This is a genomic window from Microbacterium oleivorans (genome assembly GCF_001691565.1).
In the GTDB taxonomy this organism is placed as follows: domain Bacteria; phylum Actinomycetota; class Actinomycetes; order Actinomycetales; family Microbacteriaceae; genus Microbacterium; species Microbacterium oleivorans_B.
Genome location: NZ_MAYO01000003.1, coordinates 1005223 through 1024322 on the forward strand (window position 1 = coordinate 1005223; position 19100 = coordinate 1024322).

Below are 19100 nucleotides of genomic sequence, written 5' to 3' on the forward strand. Positions count from 1 at the left end.
GGGTTCTCCAGGAGTTTCAGGAACGACGCGAACGGGATGCCGCGGCGAAAGCAGCGACGCGGGCCTTCGATTCGTCGGTGTCGAACGCGGCACCGATCGTGCGGGCCTCGTCGTCGAGGTTGTCGACGAAAGGCCGCGCGGCGCCGGTGCGGACGAGGCGCTTCGCCTGGCCGAACGCGCCCGTCGCGCCGTGAAGCCAGTCCTGCGCGATTTCGTCGGCACGCTCGCCAGGCTGATGGACGACCTCGGCGACGAGGCCCCACTCGAGCGCCGTTCGCGCGTCGATCGTCGTGTCGGTGAGCAGCAGGTGAAGTGCGCGCCGCTGTCCGATCGCGGCGGGCAGCAGGGTCGAGACCCCGAGGTCGGGGGTGAGCCCGATGTTCGCGTACTTGCTGACGAACACCGCCGTCGACGACGCGACGATGTAGTCCGCCGTCAGCATGAGGCCGAGTCCGCCGCCGGCGACCGCTCCCTGCACCGAGGCGACCATGGGGATCGACGACTCGACGAACGTCCGGATGCCGTCGTGGATCACCCCGGCCATCTCGGTGATCGTGCCCCCGCTGCCGCCCGAGGTCGCCATCTGCACGACGTCGCCGCCGGCGCAGAAAGCGGGGCCCGCGGCATCCAGCACGATCGCGCCGACCGTGTCGTCGGCGGTGAGCTCGTGGGCGAGGTCGCGCCACCGGGTGCCCATCTCGAAGTCCATCGCGTTCAGCGAGGCCGGCCGGTTGAAGGTCAGCCGCGCCAGCGCGCCCTCGCGTCGCAGCAGAATCGTGTCGCTCATGGGGTCTCCACTCACTTCGGGGCCATGCGGATCGAGCCGTCGAGACGGATCGTCTCGCCGTTGAGGTAGCCGTTCTCGACGATGTGCTGCACGAGCGCGGCGTACTCGTCGGGCCTGCCGAGCCGCGCCGGGTAGGGCACCTGCTGACCGAGCGATTCCTGCGCCGCCTCGGGGAGCCCGGCGAGCATCGGGGTCTCCATGATCCCGGGTGCGATCGTGCACACGCGGATGCCGGAGCGCGCCAGCTCGCGCGCGATCGGCAGGGTCATCGCGTGCACGCCGCCCTTACTGGCCGAATACGCCGGTTGCCCGATCTGGCCGTCGAACGCGGCGACCGACGCGGTGTTCACGATCACGCCGCGGTCCCCGGATGCCGTGGGTTCGGTCGCGGCCATCGCCGCCGCCGCGTGTGCGACGACGGTGTACGTCCCGATGAGGTTGATGCGGATGATCCGCTCGAAGTCCGCCACGGGGTTCGGCGAACCGTCGCGCGCGAGGACCTTCGCGGGCGGTGCGATCCCGGCGCAGTTCACGGCGACGCGGAGCGGGGCGACGGCGGATGCCGCGGCTACCGCGGCCTCGACCTGGGCGGCATCCGTCACATCGGCGGCGGCGAAGGTACCCCCGAGTTCCGCAGCGATGTCGGCTCCAGCGGACGACGGCAGATCGACGATGACGACGTGCGCGCCCTGCGCGGCGAGGCGGCGGGCGGTGGCGAGCCCGAGCCCGCTGGCTCCCCCCGTGACGAGGGCGGATGCTCCGGCGATGTCCATGCGCTCTCCTTCGAACGGTATCGGGTCCCACGCGTGGCGCGACTGGGTGCCACAACGGGATGCCTCCAGGCTAGCGGCCCCGCGCTGCGGGCACGACACGGTCGGGCTCCGGACGGCAGGATGGGGGGATGTCGATTCCGCAGCAGGACGCTCCGGTGCCACCGACCGCGCGGCGACTGGCCCGCGGCGCGGCGCTGACACCGGTGTGGCGGAACATGCTCGGCGGGATGACGCTGCGCACCGACGACGAGCGGTACATCAAGGTCGGACCGGTCCACCTCGAGACCTCGATGGCCGACGAGGCGGAGAGGCTCGCATGGGCGGCCCCGTACCTCCGCGTGCCGACCGTCGTCGAGCAGGGCGACGACGGTGAGACCGAGTGGCTCGTCACCAGAGCGATCGCCGGGCTCTCGGCCGTGCACCCCGACTGGGTGGCGCGCCCCGAGACGGCGGTCCGGGCGATCGGCGAGGGCCTTCGCGCACTGCACGAGAGTCTGCCCGTGGCATCCTGCCCGTTCGACTGGACCGTGCCCTCCCGGGTCGCGAACGCGGCGCAGCGTGGTGTGGTCGTGCCGGCGGGACTTCGGGAGGGACCGCCGATCGACCAGCTCGTGGTGTGCCACGGCGACGCCTGCGCACCGAACACGCTGATCGGCGACGACGGCCGATGGAGCGGTCACGTCGACATGGGGCAGCTCGGCCTCGGTGACCGCTGGGGCGACATCGCCGTCGCCGCGATGAGCACCGGCTGGAACTACGGTCAGGGCTGGGACGGCCTGCTGCTCGAGGCGTACGGCGTCGATCCGGACGAGGATCGCCTGGCGTACTACCGCGACCTCTGGGCCGCGACGTGAGAGGTCAGCGCACCGCCGCGGGCGGCGTGTTCGCGGTCCCGCACGACACCGGCTTCGCGATCTGTGATCGGATGACACCATGTTCATCGAGAGCGCCCATGGCGGCCACTGGAACCTCCTGCTGTGCGTGAACTACCGGCGAGACAAGAAGGGGGTCCTCCACCTCGTCTTCCCGCAAAGCATGGGCGGTAACTTCAAGGTCACGCCCGCGCACCCGCAGTACCGGCAGATCGAGCGCCACCTGCTGGCGGCGACTCTTCCGCACGACAGCTGACCACAGGGTCAGCGCACCGCGGCGTCGAACACTGCGACCGCGAAGAGGTAGCCGGCGACGACGAGGGCTGTCGAGACGAGCGGCACCCAGGCGAGGTCCCGCCCGGTCCGCCACCCGACGATCACCGCGGACACGGTCACGACGACGCTCGCGCCGATCACCGCGACGAAGAGCATGCCCGCGGCATCCGCCGCCACCCAGTCGCACGTGGTTCCGCAGGCGCCGCCGGCGAAGACGGTGTGGAAGAACCAGAGCACCGCGGTGACGACGATCGCGACCATTTGCAGGACGCCGACGGCGAGGACCGCGCCCGCGCCGGTGGGACGGGGACGAGGGCGCGGAGCGGCGGTGCCGGCGGTCATACCGCGGACGCTACCAGCCGCAGGATTCGCTCGCGCCGAATGGCGGGCTTGCGGCCGGTGCGGTCGCCATATGGCGCGAGCCAAGACCGCCCGGCGTCAGGGCGCATAGGCTCGTCCGGTGAGCGAACGGACGAGCACCGGGTCCCGCATCCTCGAGGTCGCGTGGGACGACCCGCGCGCAACCGCGCTCCGCGACGAGTTGGATGCCGACCTCGGCGCCCGCTACGACGGGTTCCACGGCGACGAGCCGGCCGAACGCCGCGCCGCCCGTTCCCGCGCGCTCGCGATGCACCCGGACGAGATCGTCGCGACGCTGATCGCGGTGGATGCCGACGGCACCCCCACCGGCCACGTCATCCTCCGCCGCCTCGGCGACGAGTGGGAGGTCAAACGCCTCGTCGTCACCGCGGCTGCCCGGGGCCGCGGCACCGCGCGCGCTCTCATGAGGACAGCCCTGGACCGGGCACGCACGGGCGGCGCCGAGCGCGTCATCCTGCAGACCGGCATCCCGCAGCCCGAATCGGTCGCCCTCTACGAGTCGCTCGGATTCACCCGCATCCCCGTGTACGAGCCGTACGTCGAGACGATGCCCCGCTCCATCTGCTTCGCCTACGTCTTCTGACGTGCGACGGATGCACGACCCGAGGTGCAGGAGTCGATCACCGCGCCGCCGGCGACGACTCACGTAACGCCGATCGTGCAGATGTTCCGACGGCCGGGTCACATCCAGACGAAGCGGAACGACCCGACGACCACCGCCACGGCGATCGCCGCCGCCATGATCGCGAGCGCTCCGACAACAGCGACGGCGTCCCGCCGCGACAGCCGCGAAGTGCGGGCCCACGTGCGCTCGATCGGTGACCCGAACCCGCGGGCCTCCATCGCCGTCGCGAGCCGCGTGCCGCGCCGCACCGCGAACACGAGCAGCACGAACGCCATGGAGAAGAACCGTCGCACGGCGTTCCGGTCCCCCACGCCGCGCGCCCGACGTGCGAGTCGCATGGCCCGCCAGTCGTCGACGAACAGCCCGAGTGTGCGGGTGCCGGCGAGGACGCCGAGCACCAGACGCGCCGGCAGCCGCACGATCTGCGCCAGCGCGGCGGCGAGCTCGATCGGATCGACTCGGCTGAACAGCAGGATCGTGGGGAGGGCCAGCGCTATGACACGGATGCCGACGGCCACCGCGAAGGCGATGGAGTCGTCGCTGATCGTGGCGTACCAGAACGACGCGTAGACCCGCCCCCCGGGTTCCGCGTAGAGCAGCATGCTGAGTCCCGCGACCGGCATGAGGACGAGGATCGGCGCCATGCGGCGGACGACCGTCCCGAATCCGATGCCGGTGAGCGGGGTGCAGAGCACCATCAGGGCGACGGCGACCCCGGCGCTGACGGCGTCGATCGTCGTCAGGAGAGGAATCGACAGGACGAAGGCGAGCAGGATGCGGACCGCCGGGTTCACGCCGTCGAGCCAAGCGTCCCGCCTCGCGGTCTCGGTGTCGGCGCGCGCGAGCGTCATGACGCCACCACCCCGAGGTCGATGCGCTGTCCGCCCAGCAACCGGACGACGTCCTCGTCGTGGGTGACCGCGACGACCGCCCGGCCACCGGCGATCTGCTCCTGCAGGAGCGCGACGATGCCCGCCCACCCGCGGCGGTCCTGCCCGAACGTCGGCTCGTCGAGGACGATGACCTCGGGGGACGTGGCGAGAACCGTGGCGACCGACAGCCGCCGCTTCTGCCCGCCCGACAGGGTGAACGGATTCGCCCGCGCGAGCGCGGCGAGCCCGAGCCTGTCGAGCAGGCCGTCGACGACCGCATCGATCTCAGCGGCGGGCAGCTTCAGCGCGCGCGGACCGACCTCGAGCTCGGCGCGGACGGTCGATGCGAGGAATTGGTGCTCGGGGTCCTGGAAGACGGTGCCGATGCGGGTGAGCAGCTCGCGCGAGGTCCACCGCGACGGCCGCTGGCCCTTCCGTCCCGACGCGACGACGACGGCCTCGACCGTGCCGGCGAACTCGGGCAGGAGCCCCGCGAGGGTGAGGGCGAGGGTCGACTTGCCGACGCCGTTCGGCCCGGTGACGACGGATGCCGCGCCTGCCGACACGTCGATGTCGAGTCCCTCGCGCACCGGGGTCCGCCCGTCGCGCGAGACAGCGAGCCCGCGAGCGCGGAGGGCGACCGGACCGCCCGCCGCGGCCGACGGCAGCGCGGGGAGGTCGACGGGATGCCCGGGCAGCCACACTCCCGCCGCGAGGAGCGCGTCCGCGTGACGGGCGAACACCTCGGCCGGCGACCCGTCGGCGAGGAGCCCGCCGTCCGCGTCGAGCACGACGACGCGCGTCATCAGGTCGATCCAGACCTCCGTGCGGTGCTCGATCACGACGAGGGTCGCACCGGTGGCATCCACCGCCCGTCCCACCACAGCCCGGACCTCCCGCACCCCCTCGGGGTCGAGATTGGCGGTGGGCTCGTCGAGCAGGAGCAGGCCCGGGTCCATCGCCAGCACCCCGGCGATCGCGAGGCGCTGTTTCTGGCCGCCGGAGAGCTTGGCTGTCTCACGGTCCAGGGCCACGTCGAGCCCGACGGCGTCGAGCGACGCGCGCACGCGCTCGGGGATGCGCTCGGGCGGCACCCCGAGGTTCTCGCATCCGAAGGCGACATCGTCTCCGACGCGGGAGAGCACGACACCCGCGTCGGGGTCCTGCAGCACGAGCCCGACCCGGCCCCGCTGGGTGGACGGATCGGCGCCGTCGACGGTCAGCCGACCCGACGTCGTTCCGTCCTCGTCCCCGCCGAGGAGACCTGCCATGCCGGCCAGCAGGGTGGACTTCCCAGCGCCCGACGCACCGAGGAGCAGGACCCGCTCGCCGGGTGCGATGTCCAGATCGACGTCCTGCACGGCGGGGAGTCGGCGCCCGGCGTAGCGCCAGCCCCACCCCTGCGCACGCAGCCCCGCCGGGCGAACCTCCGCGGTCAGACCTCGTCCGCCTGTTCTCGACCCGCCGCGAAGCGGCTGAGCGCGCCGGTCTTCGCGAGCGCTCGCACCAGCAGCCATCCGACGACGCCGGCGAGCGCGATGCCCGAGACGATGACCGTGCCGAGATAGATGAGGTTGAACTCGAGCGTCTTCGCGATGTTGGGCGACGAGCCGAAGAAGAACTCGAAGATCCACGCGGCGACACCGGCACCGACGCCGGCGAGCGCGGCCGCCCCGATGCCGAAACGGCGGTAGAGGAAGACGGCGAAGATCAGCTCCGCGCCGAGTCCCTGAACGAGACCCGACAGCAGCGTCGACGGCCCCCAGATGTTGCCGATCGTCGCCGACACCGCGGCGGCGACCACCTCGACCAGCAGAGCGGCACCGGGCTTGCGGATGACGAGCCCGCCGATGACGCCGCCGATCAGCCAGATGCCGACGGCGAACCCGCCGAGGCCGGGGGTCGCGGCATCCATCACCTCGAACCAGCCGTAACCGATGCCGTTCCAGAACCAGAACAGGAGCCCCACGGCGACACCGAGGACGGCGGCGACGACGATGTCGACGACGCGCCAGCGGAAGCGGTTCGGTGACGAGGTCGTCGTGGTGTCGGTTGCGGACGCGACAGCGTGCATTGTTTCTCCTCCCTGCGCCGGCATGATCCGGATCAGGTTCGACGGTCGAAGCGTGGATCGCTTCCTCTCAGCCCGGCTCACCGGACTCCCGTGGTTGTGGCTCGAGTATAGCCGCAGCCTGGGCGCGCTACCGTGGTCCGGTGACCGTGGACGACGCCGCTACCCGCACGCTTCCCACGGGAGAGCGGGTGATGGCGCTCGGCTGGGTGGATGCCGACGGTCGATCCACCGTCACGGCTTCCCCCTCGACCTCCGCCTACGACCTGCTGCCGCCGATGCGGCGCCGTCGTCGCGTCCGCGGCAGCGCGATCGGCGTCCCCGTCCTGGCGGTGCTCGCCCTGGCCGGGGCGTACTCCGGCGCAATGCTGCTCTGGCCGCTGTCCGCAGTCGACGTGACGGCGAAGGCGGCCGACGCCCCGCGCCTGGCGGGTGCCCCCAGCGCGATCCCATGGCCGGCGGAGGGAGAGGCCGCCGTCGGCATCGACGGCTTCCGGTCGGCGTCGTCGTCGGAGGACCGGGTGCAGATGGCGAGCACCGCCAAGCTCGTCACGGCGCTCGTGATCCTCGACGAGAAGCCCCTCGCCTCCGGCGAGCAGGGTCCCGCCTACGACTTCACGTTCGCGGATCGGCAGGAGTACTGGCGCTACGTCTCGCAGAACCAGTCGGCCCTGAACGTCCCCGACGACGGATCCCTGACGGAGTACCAGATGCTCCAGGGCATGCTCATGGCGTCGGCCAGCAACTACGCGAACCGCCTGGCGAGCGACGCGTTCGGGTCCGTCGACGGATATGCGACGGCCGCGAACGCCTGGCTGAAGGACAACGGCCTCGACGGCATCACGGTGACGGATGCCTCCGGCTACAGTCGCGACAACCTCGCCACTCCCGCGGCCATGGTCGCCCTCGCCGAGAAGGCGCTCGACAACCCCGTGATCGCCGAGATCGTCGCCACGAAGACCGCGGAGCTTCCCGGTGCGGGGTTGTTCGAGAACACGAACGCGCTCCTCGGGGTCGACGGCATCGTGGGGCTGAAGACCGGCAGCTTCGCCGGCTACAACAACCTCATCGCCGCGAAGCGGATAAACGTCAACGGCATCCCCACGACGGTGTTCGCCGCCGTCGCCGGTCAACCCACCAGCAGCGCGCGTCGCGACGAGACCGAGCGCCTGCTGGACGCCGCTGCGTCCGAAGCCGCCGTCCCGACGACGCTCGCCGCAGGAACGGTCGTCGGCGAGGTCACGACGGTCTGGGGTGCGACGAGTCGGCTGCTCACCGAGAAGGATGCCTCGCTGCTGCTGTGGAACGGCGCGACGGCTGAGAGCGAGACGGCGTTCGATGTCGACGCCGATGCGACGGCCGGGTCGGACGCGGGGGCACTCACGGTGACCGGCCCCGCCGGGACGATCGAGGTCCCCGTCACGATCGAGAAGGCCCTGCCCGGCCCTGACGCCTGGTGGCGCCTGACCCACCCGATCGAGCTGACCGGGATCGGCGGCTGACGAGCGCGATCAGGCGAACCGGACGGTCTGCTGCAGCCGGGTCCGCACGTCGAACAGCTCATTGCCGCCGATCTCACGTGCCCCGCTGACCCCGCGCCGCAACACCGTCGCGAGCGCGCTGCGGGCGACGATGGCGACGGGCAGACCCTTCACCTTGCCGAGTTCTTCGATCGCGGTGACGACGTCGTCGTCCGGCAGGACGACGAGGGCCGCGCTGAACTTCACTTTCGCGGAGCGTCCGAGTCCTCGCGCCGCGAGCACGAGCTGAGCGACCGGCGAGCCGACGACCGCATCGCCCTCGAGCTCACCGCGACGGGTGCGGACGGGAGCCCCGAAATCCTCCGAGAGCACGGCGTACAGCCCGCTCGGTCCGAGCACGATGTGGTCGAGCTTGATGTCCGGGTCGCGCGGATCCGCGGCCACGTCGTGCCACACCGTGTACCCCATGCCGAGCTCCGCGACGATGCGGGCGGCCGCCTCTTCGGCGAGCGCATCTGCGAGCAGCCGTCGCACCTCGTGGGGAGCGCTCCGCACGAGCGCGGGGTCGTACGGGTCGGGCAGGTCGACGCCGCGGCCCGCCCATTCGCGGATCAGGTCGAGGTAGCGCTCGCGTCGCCACCCGCCGGGCTGCCCGAAGGAGCGGGCGCGCGGGCGGGTGTCGGCCTGGCGGGCGCGCGGGCGCCACTGAGGTGCGTCGGCGTCGGGGGCGTACGACACGGTGTCGGTGAACCCGTGGCCGCGGTCGTAGGCGGCTCGCGCCGGCGCCGTCCCGACCAGCTCCCACGCTCGCTGGACGCGGACGAACTCCGCGGCGTCGCCGCCGGTGTCGGGGTGCGTCTGCCGGAGCCGCAGACGGTACGCCTTGCGGAGATCGTCGTCGCTGGCGTCCGTCGAGACGCCGAGGACGTCGTACGCCGAGGCGGAGAGGGGACTGTCGAACACGTCAGCTCCAGAGCGGGGCGGTCGGGATGAACGACAGCGCCCGGTCGGCGGTGTCGGCGGGGACCTCCGACAGGCTCGCGGGCTGCCAGCGCGGCGAGCGGTCCTTGTCGACGAGCTGTGCACGGATGCCCTCGACCAGATCGGGCTGCGTGCGTCCGAACCATTCGACGAGCGCGTACTCCTGTGCGAGCGCAGCCCGGAGATCCGGAAGCCCCCGCGCGGACCGCACAGCCGCGAGGGTCACCGTGAGCGCCGTCGGTGCCTGAGTCTCGAGCAGGCCGGCGGTGGCCCCGGCATCCGGCTCGGAGCGTTCGCGCAGGCGAGCGATGATCTCCGGGACCGTCTCGGCGGCGAACGCGTCGTCGATCCATTCGCGGGCGGCGACGAGGCGCGACGGCTCCGGCGTCTCGTCGAACAGCATCGCGATCTCGGTCGGGGTGTCGGGGTCGGCGCGGGTCACGAGCGCGTGACGGACGTCGTCCAGTCGATCGGCGGGCACGACGTGGTCGGCGAACCCCGCGTAGACCGCGTCGGCGGCATCCATCGTTCCACCCGTCAGCGCGAGGTACTCGCCGACCCGACCCGGCGCGTGCGCGAGCAGCCACGACCCGCCGACGTCGGGGGTGAATCCGATGCGCGTCTCGGGCATGGCGAGGCGCGAGCGCTCGGTCACGATCCGGACCGAGGCGTGACCGGCCAGGCCGATCCCGCCGCCCATCGTGACGCCGTCGGCGAAGACCACGATCTGCTTCGGGTACTCGGCGATGCGGGCGTTGAGCGCGTACTCGTCGCGGAAGAATCCCATCGCCGCCGCGGCATCCCCCGCCAGGATCTGCTCCCGGAGCGTCCGGACGTCCCCGCCGGCGCAGAAGCCGCGGTCACCCGCACCGTCGAGCAGGACGAGACGGATGTCGGGGTGGTGCTCCCAACGGTCGAGCGCGTCGGCGATGCCGCGGATCATCCCGTGGTCGACGGCGTTGATCGCTTCGGGCCGGTGGAGCGTGATGCGACCGACACTCCCCTCCGCACGGACGAGCAGACGGGATGCCGGGGGTTCACTCACCCGGCCAACGTTACCGGGCGACTCACCGGGACCGGCCGAGACCAGGACCGGCCGAGAGCGGGGCCCGTCAGGCCTGGGCCGGTCGCGGCGCGCGTCGACGGGGTGCACGACCCGACGGGCTCGCCGCGGCATCCCCGTTCTGCACCGGGATCTCGGTCGTCACGAGCTGGACGACGTCGACGGGCTCGTCCTCGCCCTCGAGCCGCAGTGCCTGGACGAGCGCCAGCCCGTGGCGCGTGGTCAGCACGAGCCGCTGGAACTCCGGATCCCCCTCGAGATCGATCACGACCGACGGGCGACGTCGGCGGACCAGGACGAAGTCGTCTCCGCCGGCCGAGCGCCACACTCCCATCGCGACGGTCCGAGGAACGACCGTGCCCGGATTCGGGACACCGCGCAACCACGACCACGGATCGTCGACGAGCTGCACCTTCGCGATGTGCGCGCGCTCGACCCTGACGGCATCCTTCCGGAACGCCAGCACGCGCTCCGTGGCGGACAGCGCGACCTCCAGTCGCGACGAATCGAGCAGCAGCGTCACCATGGATTCAGTCTGCCAAAGAGGTCCGGCGGGACGGATGCCGGGGCCGCAACGATCCGGTCTCGACCACGTGCGTCAGCCTTGGATGCGGGGGAACGAACCGGTCGGGGGCGCGAGCTCGTCGATCGCGTGCGGGAGAGGGAACTGGCCGACGGCCGAGATGAGACCGGCGACCGTCTGCTCCTTGGCCGTCACGCTCACCCCGAGTCCTGCACGACGCGCATCCTTCGCGGTGCGCGGTCCGATCGCGGCGATGACGGTCGACTCGGGGATCTCGGGGAACTGCTCGTGCACCTGTTCGGCGACCGAGCCGCTCGTGACGAGAATCGCGTTGATGCGCCCCGACCGCACGTCGGTCGCGACCTTCTCGGTCACGGGGACGCCGACCGTCCGGTACGCGACGACACTGCGCACGTCGTGCCCCGCCTCTTCGAGAAGGCGGGTCAGGACGGGCTTCGCCAGCTCGCTCCGCAGTGTCAGGACGCGAGTGGGTTTCGGCTCGAGCGCGATGAGCTGTGCCGCCATCCCCGCCGCCGAGTTGTCGTCCTCGGGAACCAGGTCGACCCGGTATCCGACCGCACCCAGGGCCGCGGCGGTCGTCTCACCGACGGCGGCGACGCGGGTCGAGTGGGGGATCACCGCACGGTAGGCGTGCAAGACGTCGACGGTCGTCGAGCTCGTGAGCGTCACCCAGTCGAAGGCACCGGAGGCGAGGTCGCGGAGCGCGGACTCGAGGTCGGTGGGATCCTCGGAGGGGGCGAAGTTGATCAGCGGCGCGATGACCGGCGTGGCACCCTGCGCCCGCAGTGCGGCGGCGACGCTGTCACCCCACGGGCCTCCGCGCGGAACCAGCACACGCCAGCCCTTGAGGGGCTTCGGTGCTGTCGCAGCGGATGTGTTCATGGTTCGACTCTCGTGTAGGCGTCGGCCACCCCTGCGCGAGACGGCCGACGCTCAGCAGAATGCGCGCGATCGCGCACGTTCGGGACCGTGTCGTCGGCAGCAATCGCGCCGTCGCCGCTGCCTGAACCGAGCATACCCCCGGCGTCGGCACCGGTGACGCGGTGCTGCCTCAGCGGGTGTAGAGGCGGACCGCGCCCCACACGAGAAGACCGACGGCCACAGCGGCGCCCACGGCTGCGATCGCCGCACCCGAGGGGTTGCGGTCCGCGAACTCGCGAGCGGACACCTTGGCACGGCGACTCGCACGAGCCGCCCGCTTGGGGACGTTCGCCTTCTCCTCGATGGCGACCAGAGCCGCCTTCAGCTCGGCGCGGGCGCGCTCGACCGGGTCGGTGATGCCGAGCGGGACGGCGGTGCGGGGGAGATCAGAACTCATCGGCCACTTCCTTCACGATTCGGGCGTCGGTCGACAGGGCCTTCGCGGGGTTCTCACGATTCTTCATGCGCCGGACCCTCAGGAATCCGAGGAGTGCGGCGATGACGAAGAGCAGCAGTCCGAGCACGACGAGGATCAGGGCTGCCAGCCACGGCGCCATCCACGACGAGAGCCCGATGATGGTGAACGCGCCGATCGCCGGCAGGGTCCAGAAGAGGAAGAAGAGGGCGAGGACGAACCAAAGCGCAACGACGCCGGCATCCTTCCCCGTTCGCGTCGCCCAGGCCTTCGCCGCGTTGATCTCGGCGACGATGAGGTTCTTGACGAGCTCGGGCAGCTCTCCGACGAGGCCGAGGAGGCTCTCGTCGCGCCGATCCCGGAATCCGCGGGGAGTGCTCATGACTCGGTCGGGGACTTCTTGCCCGAGCCGCCCGTCGTGCTGGACGACGCCCGACTGGTCGACTTCTTGGCCGAGCCCGACACGGCGTCGGCGGTGGTCTTGGCGGCGTCCTTGACGTCCTCAGCCGCATCTTCAGACGCGTCCAGCGCGGCGTCGAGCTTCTGGCCGGGGGTTCCCGACGTGGTCGCGGCGCGCGTGACCTTGACGGCGCCGTTCCACAGGACGCTCGGCAGCGCGAACGCGGCGGACTTGCCGAAGCCAGCGACCTTGTCGACCTGCTTCTGGACGGCTGGCGTGTTGTAGACGCGCAGGTAGGCGTCCTTGATCTGCTCGTAGCGCTGGCGGCCCGCGCGGGCCCCGAGGACGTAGCCGGCGGTGAGTCCGACGACGATTCCGATCTTGCCCTTCATGGCGATTCCTCACGTTCGAAGCGATGTGGTGCCGAGCACTCAGCGTATCGGCGCATTCCGTTCGAGGCATCCACCCTTGACAGCGGGCTCAGGTCGAGGCACCCTCGCCGCCGGCGTGCCACAGCAGCCCCGACCGGATGCGTTCCGCTTCGGTCTTCGCATCGGCCGCGACCCGCGCGAGACCGGTGCCGTCGACCCAGGCGCCGACGACGCCGAGACGCTCGTGGACGCGGGCGGCGCGGCGCAGCTCGTCGCGCGCAGGCGACAGCGCGGACGAGGGGAGGGAGCGGGGCCACCGAGCGCGATGCGCCGCGCGAACGGCGGGAGCCTCGAGGGCGAGCAGCTCGCGTGCCGCCGCCGTGGCCGCGGCGATCGCGTCGTCATCACCGTCCTCGCTCGCGGGGAGCGTCACGCGCACGACGTGCGGATCGCCGGCCGCGTGCGGCCATGTCGCCGTCGCGTGCACGACCGCGAGCGCCGCGGCCTCGCCCGGAACCGCGTAGACCGCGTGACCTCGCGGCCGGTCATCGAGCGAGGGCGCGTCGAGGACGAGGGTCACGACATCGACGTCGTCAGGAGACAGCGGCGCACCGTCGAGGCCGCCCAGGTGGGGCGCGAGCAGGCGCCGCGCGGGACGCTCCGAGGTCGCGACGATCACCGCGTCGACCTCGAGCTCACCGCTCTCGTCGCCTGCTGTCCAGGCAAGCGACCATCCGTCGCCTGCGGACGCGATCCCGTCCACATCGACTCCGGTGCGGACGTCGGCCTCGAGGTCGGCCAATCGCTCGGCGAGTGCGGCGACGAACACGGACATGCCGCCGGCGATCGTCGCGCGGGAGGGGCGGGAGTCGGCGTCCGCGTCGGGGAGCTGCTGGGCGACGGCGCCCGACAGAGAGCCGGTGCGAGTGAGCGCCGAGTTGAGTCCGCGCGCGGCGCGGTCGACGTCGACCTGCTCGGGAGGCACGCCGTGGATGCCGTGGGTCAGCGGGGCGACCATTCGCTCGAGGACCCGGGACCCCATGCGCGTGCGCACGAGGGCGCCGAGGTTGCGCTCGGCGCCGATCGTCAGCGGCGGCCGCAGCCGGTCGACGTACGCCCGCCACGCGCCGCGCGAGCCGATGATCCGGCGCGCACGCGCGTCGAACGGGTTCGCCGGGATGCCGAGGATCGACGCAGCCGGCAGAGGTGCGACCCCGTGCGGGCCGGCGACCCACGTGTCGGCATCCCGCGCGGGAACGACGGCCCCCCGCAGGCCGAGTTCATCGATGAGCTCGGCGAGGGCTCCCGGGGCCACGCGGAAGCCGTCGGCGGCGACATCCGTCATCCGGTCGTCGAGGTCTGCCGACGCCACGATTCCGCCGAGCCGGTCGGAGGATTCGAACAGCGTGACGGAGATGCCGACCTTCGCGCACTGCAGCGCGGCGACGAGACCGGCGATGCCGCCGCCGACGACGGCGACGCGCGCGCGGCGCGCCTGCGAGATGAGGTCGGTGGCGGCGTCGGAGCTCATGCTCCCATCCTCCCCCACGGCTGCGCGGCGACGGTGGGAACATGGACTCATGGCCCTTCACATCACCGGCGACGAGGCCGCCGACGCGCTCCTCACCGACGAACCGCTCGCCCTGCTCATCGGGATGCTGCTCGACCAGCAGATCGCCATGGAGACTGCTTTCGCGGGCCCGTTGAAGATCCGCGACCGCACGGGAGGACTGGATGCCGCGCAGATCGCCGCAGCCGACCCCGACGAGTTCGCCGCCGCATTCAGTCGGACTCCCGCGGTCCACCGCTTTCCCGGGTCGATGGCGGGACGCGTACAAGCGCTCTGCCAGGCGCTCGTCGACGAATGGGGCGGCGATGCCTCGGCGCTGTGGATCCAGGGCGACCCCGATGGTCGCGCCGTCCTGAACCGGCTGAAGTCGCTTCCCGGCTTCGGCGATCAGAAGGCCCGGATCTTCGTCGCCCTGCTCGGCAAGCAGTACGGGTACGCGGGCGAAGGGTGGCGCGACGCCGCCGGCGCGTACGGCGAGGAGGGCTCGTTCCGCTCCGTCGCCGACATCGTGTCGCCGGAGTCCCTCACCAAGGTGCGCGAGTACAAGCGCGCGGCGAAGGCCGAGGCGAAGGCCGCGAAGAACTGATCGTCACCGCGCGAATACGTGCGCGCGGACGCCTCTCGCACCCGCGTGCCGCTGCCCGCAGGACGTATTCACCTGAATCCGACCCGCTCGTCGCGCACGTTCGTGCACGACGATTGAGTATCCGTCCCGACGCTCGTACTCTCGGTCCAGTTTTCGCGTAGCCGCGAGAACGTTTCCCGAGAGGACCCCTAGATGGCAAAGACGCCAGCCGACGACACCGTCGCCAGCGCACCCCACAACCCACGCCGCCCGTTCTGGCGCGACCGCCCGAAGATCGTCGCCGCGATCGCCGTCTTCCTGATGGTCGCGGGCAGTTACCTGGCCATGCAGATCAACACCGCCGGCGGAGCCACCTCCGTCAGCGAGGTGACGATCTTCAGCCCGACCGGCCAGCAGATCAGCGCGAACGTCTACAAGCCGGCGAACCTGTCACCCGACAAGACCGCTCCGGCGATCGCGATGTGGCACGGGTTGAACAACCAGAAGGACCACATGGAGCAGACGGCGCTCGAGCTCGCCCGTCGCGGCTTCATCGTCGTCTCCGCCGATCAGATCGGCCACGGTTCCTCGAACGGCGCGAACCAGGATGCCGGTTGCGGCGGTCCTGCCACGCTCGCCTACCTGCAGACCGTCCCCGGCGTCGACACCTCGCGGATCGGCCTCGTCGGCATGTCGCAGGGCGGCTTCTGCGCCGCGACCGCCGCGGCGCTGTCGCAGCCGGACGGCTACCGCTCGGTCTTCTACATGGAGTCCGAGCCCGGGCAGCCCGGCTCGGTCGACGTGTCCGCCATCAAGGGCATCCGCAACGCGGCCGTGCTGATCGGTCAGTGGACGGAGCTGCCCGGCCTGATCGCAGTCAGCCGCGGTCTCGACGCCCCGGAGTCTCCCGCGTTGAAGGCCTTCTTCGAGACGAACGACCGCATCGAGCCCGGGCGCGTCTACGGCTCCATCGAGGACGGCACCGCCCGCATCCTCTACAGCGAGTGGGAGGGGCACGCCTCGTCGACCGACGCTCCCGCCTCGATCGGCGACGCCGTCGAGTGGATGCAGAAGACCCTCACCGACGGATCGGGCCTCTCCCCCGCCGATCAGATCTGGCCCTTCAAGCTCGTCGGCACATCGCTGGCGCTGCTCGGCGGCATCCTGTTCCTGTTCGCCGGCGGCAGCCTGATGCTGCGCACCCGCGCGTTCGCCGGACTCGTCCGGGCCGTTCCCGAGTACCGGGGCCTGCGCGGACCCGGGTGGTGGATCGGTGCGATCATCACGACGGCTCTCGGCCCCCTGCTGTACCTGCCCGTGTGGAAGAACATGTTCTTCACCCCCGCGATCGGCGTCAGCACGCTCTGGCCGCAGAACTTCACGAACATCTACATGGCGTGGGGCCTGCTCGTCGGCGTCATCGCCTGGGCGCTCATCGCGCTGAACCACTTCGCGTTCACGCGCCGCACCGGCGGCGACTTCGCCGCCTACGGTGTCACCGAGCACCGCGGCGGCGGGATCGATTGGGGCAAGATCGGCAAGGCCGTTCTGTTCACCGCGGCGGTCGTGGCACCCGTCTACCTGATCCTGACGTTCACCGACGCCGTCTGGCACGTCGACTTCCGGTCGTGGGTCGTCACGCTCCCCCCGCTGACGCCGCCTCGCTGGGTTGCGTTCTTCGGCTACCTGCTGCCGTTCGCGTTCTTCTTCGTGGCGCAGGGGATCCTCTTCAACGGGTTCCTCCGCTGGCGTGCCGGGAAGGCGCCGCTGTGGCAGGAGATGCTCGTCAACTCGATCGTCATGACGCTCGGCGCGCTCGTGTGGGTGCTCATCGCCTACATCCCGCTGCTGGCCGGCCAGCCCCTGCCGTTCGGGTCCGACCCGCAGACGATGACGGCCGCGGGCCTCGGCGCGATCTACTACCTGCCCCTGCTCGTGTTCTGGCCCGTCGCGGCGTGCCTGTGGACGTACTTCTTCCGCAAGACGGGACGGACGTACGTCGGTTCGATCATGGTGACGGTGTTCATCGTCTGGAGCCTCGCCGCGTCGTCGAGCTTCCAGATGTGGCCGATCGTCGGCTGACGACCGATACACGAAAGGCCCGCCGACTGTGTCGGCGGGCCTTTCGTCGTGCGGGTCAGGCGCCACGCAGACGCGGGGCGAGGTACGCGTGGAGCTCGGACAGAGCCACACGCTCCTGCGCCATCGAGTCGCGGTCGCGGATCGTGACGGCGTCGTCGTCGAGCGAGTCGAAGTCGACCGTGACGCAGAACGGCGTTCCGATCTCGTCCTGACGGCGGTAGCGGCGACCGATCGCGCCGGCGTCGTCGAAGTCGACGTTCCAGCCGTTCGCGCGCAGGTCGTCGGCCACCTTGCGCGCCAGCGGCGACAGGCGCTCGTTCCGGCTCAGCGGAAGCACGGCGACCTTGACGGGCGCGAGGCGCGGGTCGAGGCCGAGGACCGTACGGGTGTCGGTGCCGCCCTTCGCGTTCGGCACCTCCTCCTCGCGGTACGCGTCGACGAGAAATGCCATCATGGCCCGCGTCAGACCGAAGGACGGCTCGATGACGTACGGGACGTAGGTCTCACCGGATGCCTGGTCGAAGTACGCGAGCTTCTGCCCGGACGCCTCGATGTGGCTCGACAGGTCGAAGTCGGTGCGGTTGGCGACACCCATGAGCTCGCCCCACTCCTTGCCCGTGAAGCCGAACCGGTACTCGACGTCGATGGTGCCGGCCGAGTAGTGGGCGCGGTCCTCCTTCGGCACGTCGAACTGCCGCATGTTCTCGGGGTCGATGCCGAGGTCGATGAACCAGTTCCAGCACGCCTCGACCCAGTGATCGAACCACTCGCCCGCCTCGGCGGGAGGCGTGAAGAACTCGATCTCCATCTGCTCGAACTCGCGCGTGCGGAAGATGAAGTTGCCGGGCGTGATCTCGTTGCGGAACGCCTTGCCGACCTGGCCGATGCCGAACGGGGGCTTCTTGCGCGATGCGGTGAGGACGTTCGAGAAGTTGACGAAGATGCCTTGCGCGGTCTCGGGACGCAGGAAGTGCAGGCCGCTCTCGTCGTCGACGACGCCGAGGTAGGTCTTCACGAGACCCGAGAACGACTTGGGCTCGGTGTACTGGCCCTTCGTGCCGCAGTTCGGGCACGGGATGTCGCCGAGACCGTTCTCGGCCTTGCGGCCCTTGCGGGCCTCGAAGTCCTCGATGAGCGTGTCCTCACGGAAGCGCTTGTGGCACTGCAGGCACTCGACGAGCGGGTCGCTGAAGGTGGCGACGTGGCCCGAGGCCTCCCACACGCGCTTGGGCAGGATCACCGAGGAGTCGAGGCCGACCATGTCGCCGCGCCCGCGGACGAACGTCTGCCACCACTGACGACGGATGTTCTCCTTGAGCTCGGTGCCGAGGGGGCCGTAGTCCCACGCCGACCGCGACCCGCCGTAGATCTCGCCCGCCTGGAAGACGAACCCGCGGTGACGGGCGAGGGCGATGACTTTGTCGAGACGGGACTGCTCGGCCACGGTGGCTCCAATGGTCGTTGTGAAGAGGGTGCGCGAGAGCGCGGATGCCGCAGCGCGCGGCATCCGTCAGTCTATCGGGGCGCCCCGGCCGATCCGGCGTGGCCGGACGGCGACGATCAGGAGACGAAGCGAATGCTGAGAGGCGGCGTGTACCACTGCCCCTGGTTCGCCTTCACGGCGGCGACGACCTCGATCACGAGGGCGTAGACGCCGACAGCGGCCAGGAGGATGAACCCGATGAAGACGAACATCAGCGGGATGCAGATCAACGAGGCGATGATCATCGTCAGCTGGAAATTCAGCGCCGCTGCACTGTGCGCGCGGACGAACGGCCCGCGCTCGCGGAAGACCAGGTAGATGATCAGGGCACCCCACGGGGAGAAGATGATTCCGCCGAGGTGCGCGAGAGTCGCCCAGAGCTTCTCGTCCTGCGGGCTGAGAGGCGGGGCGACGGCGTAGGGCGGCTGAGGAGGCGGGGGCATCGTCATGGCGCCAGCGTAGAGGTCCGCCGGCTGGTGACCGACCTCGTCACGCGGCTGGAGTAACCGATACGTTCGTAGCGGGCATGTTCACCGTGCCGCACACAGACATCGAGACTCGGGGGAA

22 protein-coding genes and 1 riboswitch are annotated in these 19100 nt (G+C 70.9%); of the genes, 6 read left to right on the forward strand and 16 right to left on the reverse strand.

Annotated features, from left to right (window positions below):
• Positions 1–16 precede the first annotated feature (16 nt).
• Together BBA86_RS07630 and BBA86_RS07635 are read right to left on the reverse strand one after the other, a co-directional pair.
• Positions 17–787, reverse strand: a complete 771-nt coding sequence (locus tag BBA86_RS07630) for an enoyl-CoA hydratase/isomerase family protein (RefSeq protein WP_065571011.1) — start codon at positions 785–787, stop codon at positions 17–19.
• Positions 788–798: 11 nt separating this feature from the next.
• Entirely contained in the window at positions 799–1560 is a 762-nt protein-coding gene (locus BBA86_RS07635) for an SDR family NAD(P)-dependent oxidoreductase (RefSeq protein WP_065571012.1), read from the reverse strand.
• A 128-nt stretch (positions 1561–1688) separates the two neighbouring features.
• On the opposite strand from BBA86_RS07635, the gene BBA86_RS07640 reads away from it, so the two are divergent.
• Together BBA86_RS07640 and BBA86_RS07645 are read left to right on the forward strand one after the other, a co-directional pair.
• Entirely contained in the window at positions 1689–2414 is a 726-nt protein-coding gene (locus tag BBA86_RS07640) for an aminoglycoside 3'-phosphotransferase (protein ID WP_065571013.1), read from the forward strand.
• Positions 2415–2493: 79 nt separating this feature from the next.
• Positions 2494–2688 carry a hypothetical protein gene (locus BBA86_RS07645; RefSeq protein WP_065571014.1) on the forward strand — a complete coding sequence of 65 codons (195 nt, stop codon included), beginning with the start codon at positions 2494–2496 and terminating at the stop codon, positions 2686–2688.
• A gap of 8 nt (positions 2689–2696) precedes the next feature.
• On the opposite strand, the gene BBA86_RS07650 is transcribed toward BBA86_RS07645, so the two are convergent.
• A complete protein-coding gene (locus tag BBA86_RS07650) occupies positions 2697–3050 on the reverse strand; it encodes a hypothetical protein (RefSeq protein WP_065571015.1) in 354 nt (117 codons plus the stop codon).
• A 118-nt stretch (positions 3051–3168) separates the two neighbouring features.
• Between BBA86_RS07650 and BBA86_RS07655 the strand changes: the two genes are divergently transcribed.
• Complete coding sequence (locus BBA86_RS07655) at positions 3169–3672, forward strand: GNAT family N-acetyltransferase (RefSeq protein WP_065571016.1); 504 nt, start codon at positions 3169–3171, stop codon at positions 3670–3672.
• 98 nt (positions 3673–3770) lie between these two features.
• Here the strand turns inward: BBA86_RS07655 and BBA86_RS07660 are convergent, their stop codons facing one another.
• The 3 genes from BBA86_RS07660 to BBA86_RS07670 form a co-directional block, all read right to left on the reverse strand.
• A complete protein-coding gene (locus BBA86_RS07660) occupies positions 3771–4565 on the reverse strand; it encodes an energy-coupling factor transporter transmembrane component T family protein (protein ID WP_065571017.1) in 795 nt (264 codons plus the stop codon).
• A complete protein-coding gene (locus BBA86_RS07665; RefSeq protein WP_411267689.1) occupies positions 4562–6103 on the reverse strand; it encodes an ABC transporter ATP-binding protein in 1542 nt (513 codons plus the stop codon). Before BBA86_RS07665 ends, BBA86_RS07660 begins: the two co-directional genes overlap by 4 nt.
• Complete coding sequence (locus tag BBA86_RS07670; protein WP_065571019.1) at positions 6022–6660, reverse strand: ECF transporter S component; 639 nt, start codon at positions 6658–6660, stop codon at positions 6022–6024. Before BBA86_RS07670 ends, BBA86_RS07665 begins: the two co-directional genes overlap by 82 nt.
• Positions 6653–6762, reverse strand: a riboswitch (TPP riboswitch). (Overlaps the previous gene by 8 nt.)
• Before the next feature lie 38 nt (positions 6763–6800).
• Between BBA86_RS07670 and BBA86_RS07675 the strand changes: the two genes are divergently transcribed.
• Positions 6801–8159, forward strand: a complete 1359-nt coding sequence (locus BBA86_RS07675) for a D-alanyl-D-alanine carboxypeptidase family protein (protein WP_065571020.1) — start codon at positions 6801–6803, stop codon at positions 8157–8159.
• A 9-nt stretch (positions 8160–8168) separates the two neighbouring features.
• Here the strand turns inward: BBA86_RS07675 and BBA86_RS07680 are convergent, their stop codons facing one another.
• The 8 genes from BBA86_RS07680 to BBA86_RS07715 all read right to left on the reverse strand — a co-directional run bounded on the left by BBA86_RS07680 (position 8169) and on the right by BBA86_RS07715 (position 14364).
• Complete coding sequence (locus BBA86_RS07680; RefSeq protein ID WP_065571021.1) at positions 8169–9101, reverse strand: J domain-containing protein; 933 nt, start codon at positions 9099–9101, stop codon at positions 8169–8171.
• Between the two features lies 1 nt (position 9102).
• Entirely contained in the window at positions 9103–10164 is a 1062-nt protein-coding gene (locus tag BBA86_RS07685; protein ID WP_065571022.1) for an enoyl-CoA hydratase/isomerase family protein, read from the reverse strand.
• Between the two features lie 67 nt (positions 10165–10231).
• Positions 10232–10708, reverse strand: a complete 477-nt coding sequence (locus BBA86_RS07690) for a hypothetical protein (protein ID WP_065571023.1) — start codon at positions 10706–10708, stop codon at positions 10232–10234.
• A gap of 72 nt (positions 10709–10780) precedes the next feature.
• Entirely contained in the window at positions 10781–11608 is an 828-nt protein-coding gene (locus BBA86_RS07695) for a uroporphyrinogen-III synthase (protein WP_065571024.1), read from the reverse strand.
• Between the two features lie 169 nt (positions 11609–11777).
• The gene (locus BBA86_RS07700; RefSeq protein WP_065571025.1) at positions 11778–12044 is read right to left on the reverse strand and encodes a hypothetical protein; all 267 of its coding nucleotides are present in this window, start codon (positions 12042–12044) and stop codon (positions 11778–11780) included.
• Positions 12034–12444 (reverse strand): phage holin family protein, encoded by a 411-nt coding sequence (locus BBA86_RS07705; protein ID WP_065571026.1) that lies wholly within the window; start codon positions 12442–12444, stop codon positions 12034–12036. Before BBA86_RS07705 ends, BBA86_RS07700 begins: the two co-directional genes overlap by 11 nt.
• A complete protein-coding gene (locus BBA86_RS07710) occupies positions 12441–12854 on the reverse strand; it encodes a hypothetical protein (RefSeq protein WP_065571027.1) in 414 nt (137 codons plus the stop codon). Before BBA86_RS07710 ends, BBA86_RS07705 begins: the two co-directional genes overlap by 4 nt.
• Positions 12855–12942: 88 nt before the next feature.
• Entirely contained in the window at positions 12943–14364 is a 1422-nt protein-coding gene (locus tag BBA86_RS07715) for a protoporphyrinogen/coproporphyrinogen oxidase (RefSeq protein WP_065571028.1), read from the reverse strand.
• Between the two features lie 49 nt (positions 14365–14413).
• Between BBA86_RS07715 and BBA86_RS07720 the strand changes: the two genes are divergently transcribed.
• Positions 14414–14989 carry an HhH-GPD-type base excision DNA repair protein gene (locus BBA86_RS07720; RefSeq protein ID WP_065571029.1) on the forward strand — a complete coding sequence of 192 codons (576 nt, stop codon included), beginning with the start codon at positions 14414–14416 and terminating at the stop codon, positions 14987–14989.
• 192 nt (positions 14990–15181) lie between these two features.
• Positions 15182–17050, forward strand: coding sequence for an alpha/beta hydrolase (locus BBA86_RS07725; RefSeq protein WP_065571030.1), 1869 nt, complete (start codon positions 15182–15184; stop codon positions 17048–17050).
• 55 nt (positions 17051–17105) lie between these two features.
• On the opposite strand, the gene BBA86_RS07730 is transcribed toward BBA86_RS07725, so the two are convergent.
• Both BBA86_RS07730 and BBA86_RS07735 read right to left on the reverse strand, forming a co-directional pair.
• A complete protein-coding gene (locus BBA86_RS07730; protein ID WP_065572219.1) occupies positions 17106–18494 on the reverse strand; it encodes a glycine--tRNA ligase in 1389 nt (462 codons plus the stop codon).
• Between the two features lie 116 nt (positions 18495–18610).
• Entirely contained in the window at positions 18611–18982 is a 372-nt protein-coding gene (locus BBA86_RS07735) for a DUF4870 domain-containing protein (RefSeq protein WP_065571031.1), read from the reverse strand.
• Between the last annotated feature and the right edge of the window lie 118 nt (positions 18983–19100).

Coding starts and splice junctions, on each gene's coding strand:
- BBA86_RS07630 (WP_065571011.1), bottom strand. CDS start 787: ATGAGCGACACGATTCTGCTGCGACGCGAGGGCGCGCTGGCGCGGCTG.
- BBA86_RS07635 (WP_065571012.1), bottom strand. CDS start 1,560: ATGGACATCGCCGGAGCATCCGCCCTCGTCACGGGGGGAGCCAGCGGG.
- BBA86_RS07640 (WP_065571013.1), top strand. CDS start 1,689: ATGTCGATTCCGCAGCAGGACGCTCCGGTGCCACCGACCGCGCGGCGA.
- BBA86_RS07645 (WP_065571014.1), top strand. CDS start 2,494: ATGTTCATCGAGAGCGCCCATGGCGGCCACTGGAACCTCCTGCTGTGC.
- BBA86_RS07650 (WP_065571015.1), bottom strand. CDS start 3,050: ATGACCGCCGGCACCGCCGCTCCGCGCCCTCGTCCCCGTCCCACCGGC.
- BBA86_RS07660 (WP_065571017.1), bottom strand. CDS start 4,565: ATGACGCTCGCGCGCGCCGACACCGAGACCGCGAGGCGGGACGCTTGG.
- BBA86_RS07665 (WP_411267689.1), bottom strand. CDS start 6,103: ATGGCTGCTGGTGCGAGCGCTCGCGAAGACCGGCGCGCTCAGCCGCTT.
- BBA86_RS07670 (WP_065571019.1), bottom strand. CDS start 6,660: ATGCACGCTGTCGCGTCCGCAACCGACACCACGACGACCTCGTCACCG.
- BBA86_RS07690 (WP_065571023.1), bottom strand. CDS start 10,708: ATGGTGACGCTGCTGCTCGATTCGTCGCGACTGGAGGTCGCGCTGTCC.
- BBA86_RS07695 (WP_065571024.1), bottom strand. CDS start 11,608: ATGAACACATCCGCTGCGACAGCACCGAAGCCCCTCAAGGGCTGGCGT.
- BBA86_RS07700 (WP_065571025.1), bottom strand. CDS start 12,044: ATGAGTTCTGATCTCCCCCGCACCGCCGTCCCGCTCGGCATCACCGAC.
- BBA86_RS07705 (WP_065571026.1), bottom strand. CDS start 12,444: ATGAGCACTCCCCGCGGATTCCGGGATCGGCGCGACGAGAGCCTCCTC.
- BBA86_RS07710 (WP_065571027.1), bottom strand. CDS start 12,854: ATGAAGGGCAAGATCGGAATCGTCGTCGGACTCACCGCCGGCTACGTC.
- BBA86_RS07715 (WP_065571028.1), bottom strand. CDS start 14,364: ATGAGCTCCGACGCCGCCACCGACCTCATCTCGCAGGCGCGCCGCGCG.
- BBA86_RS07720 (WP_065571029.1), top strand. CDS start 14,414: ATGGCCCTTCACATCACCGGCGACGAGGCCGCCGACGCGCTCCTCACC.
- BBA86_RS07725 (WP_065571030.1), top strand. CDS start 15,182: ATGGCAAAGACGCCAGCCGACGACACCGTCGCCAGCGCACCCCACAAC.
- BBA86_RS07735 (WP_065571031.1), bottom strand. CDS start 18,982: ATGACGATGCCCCCGCCTCCTCAGCCGCCCTACGCCGTCGCCCCGCCT.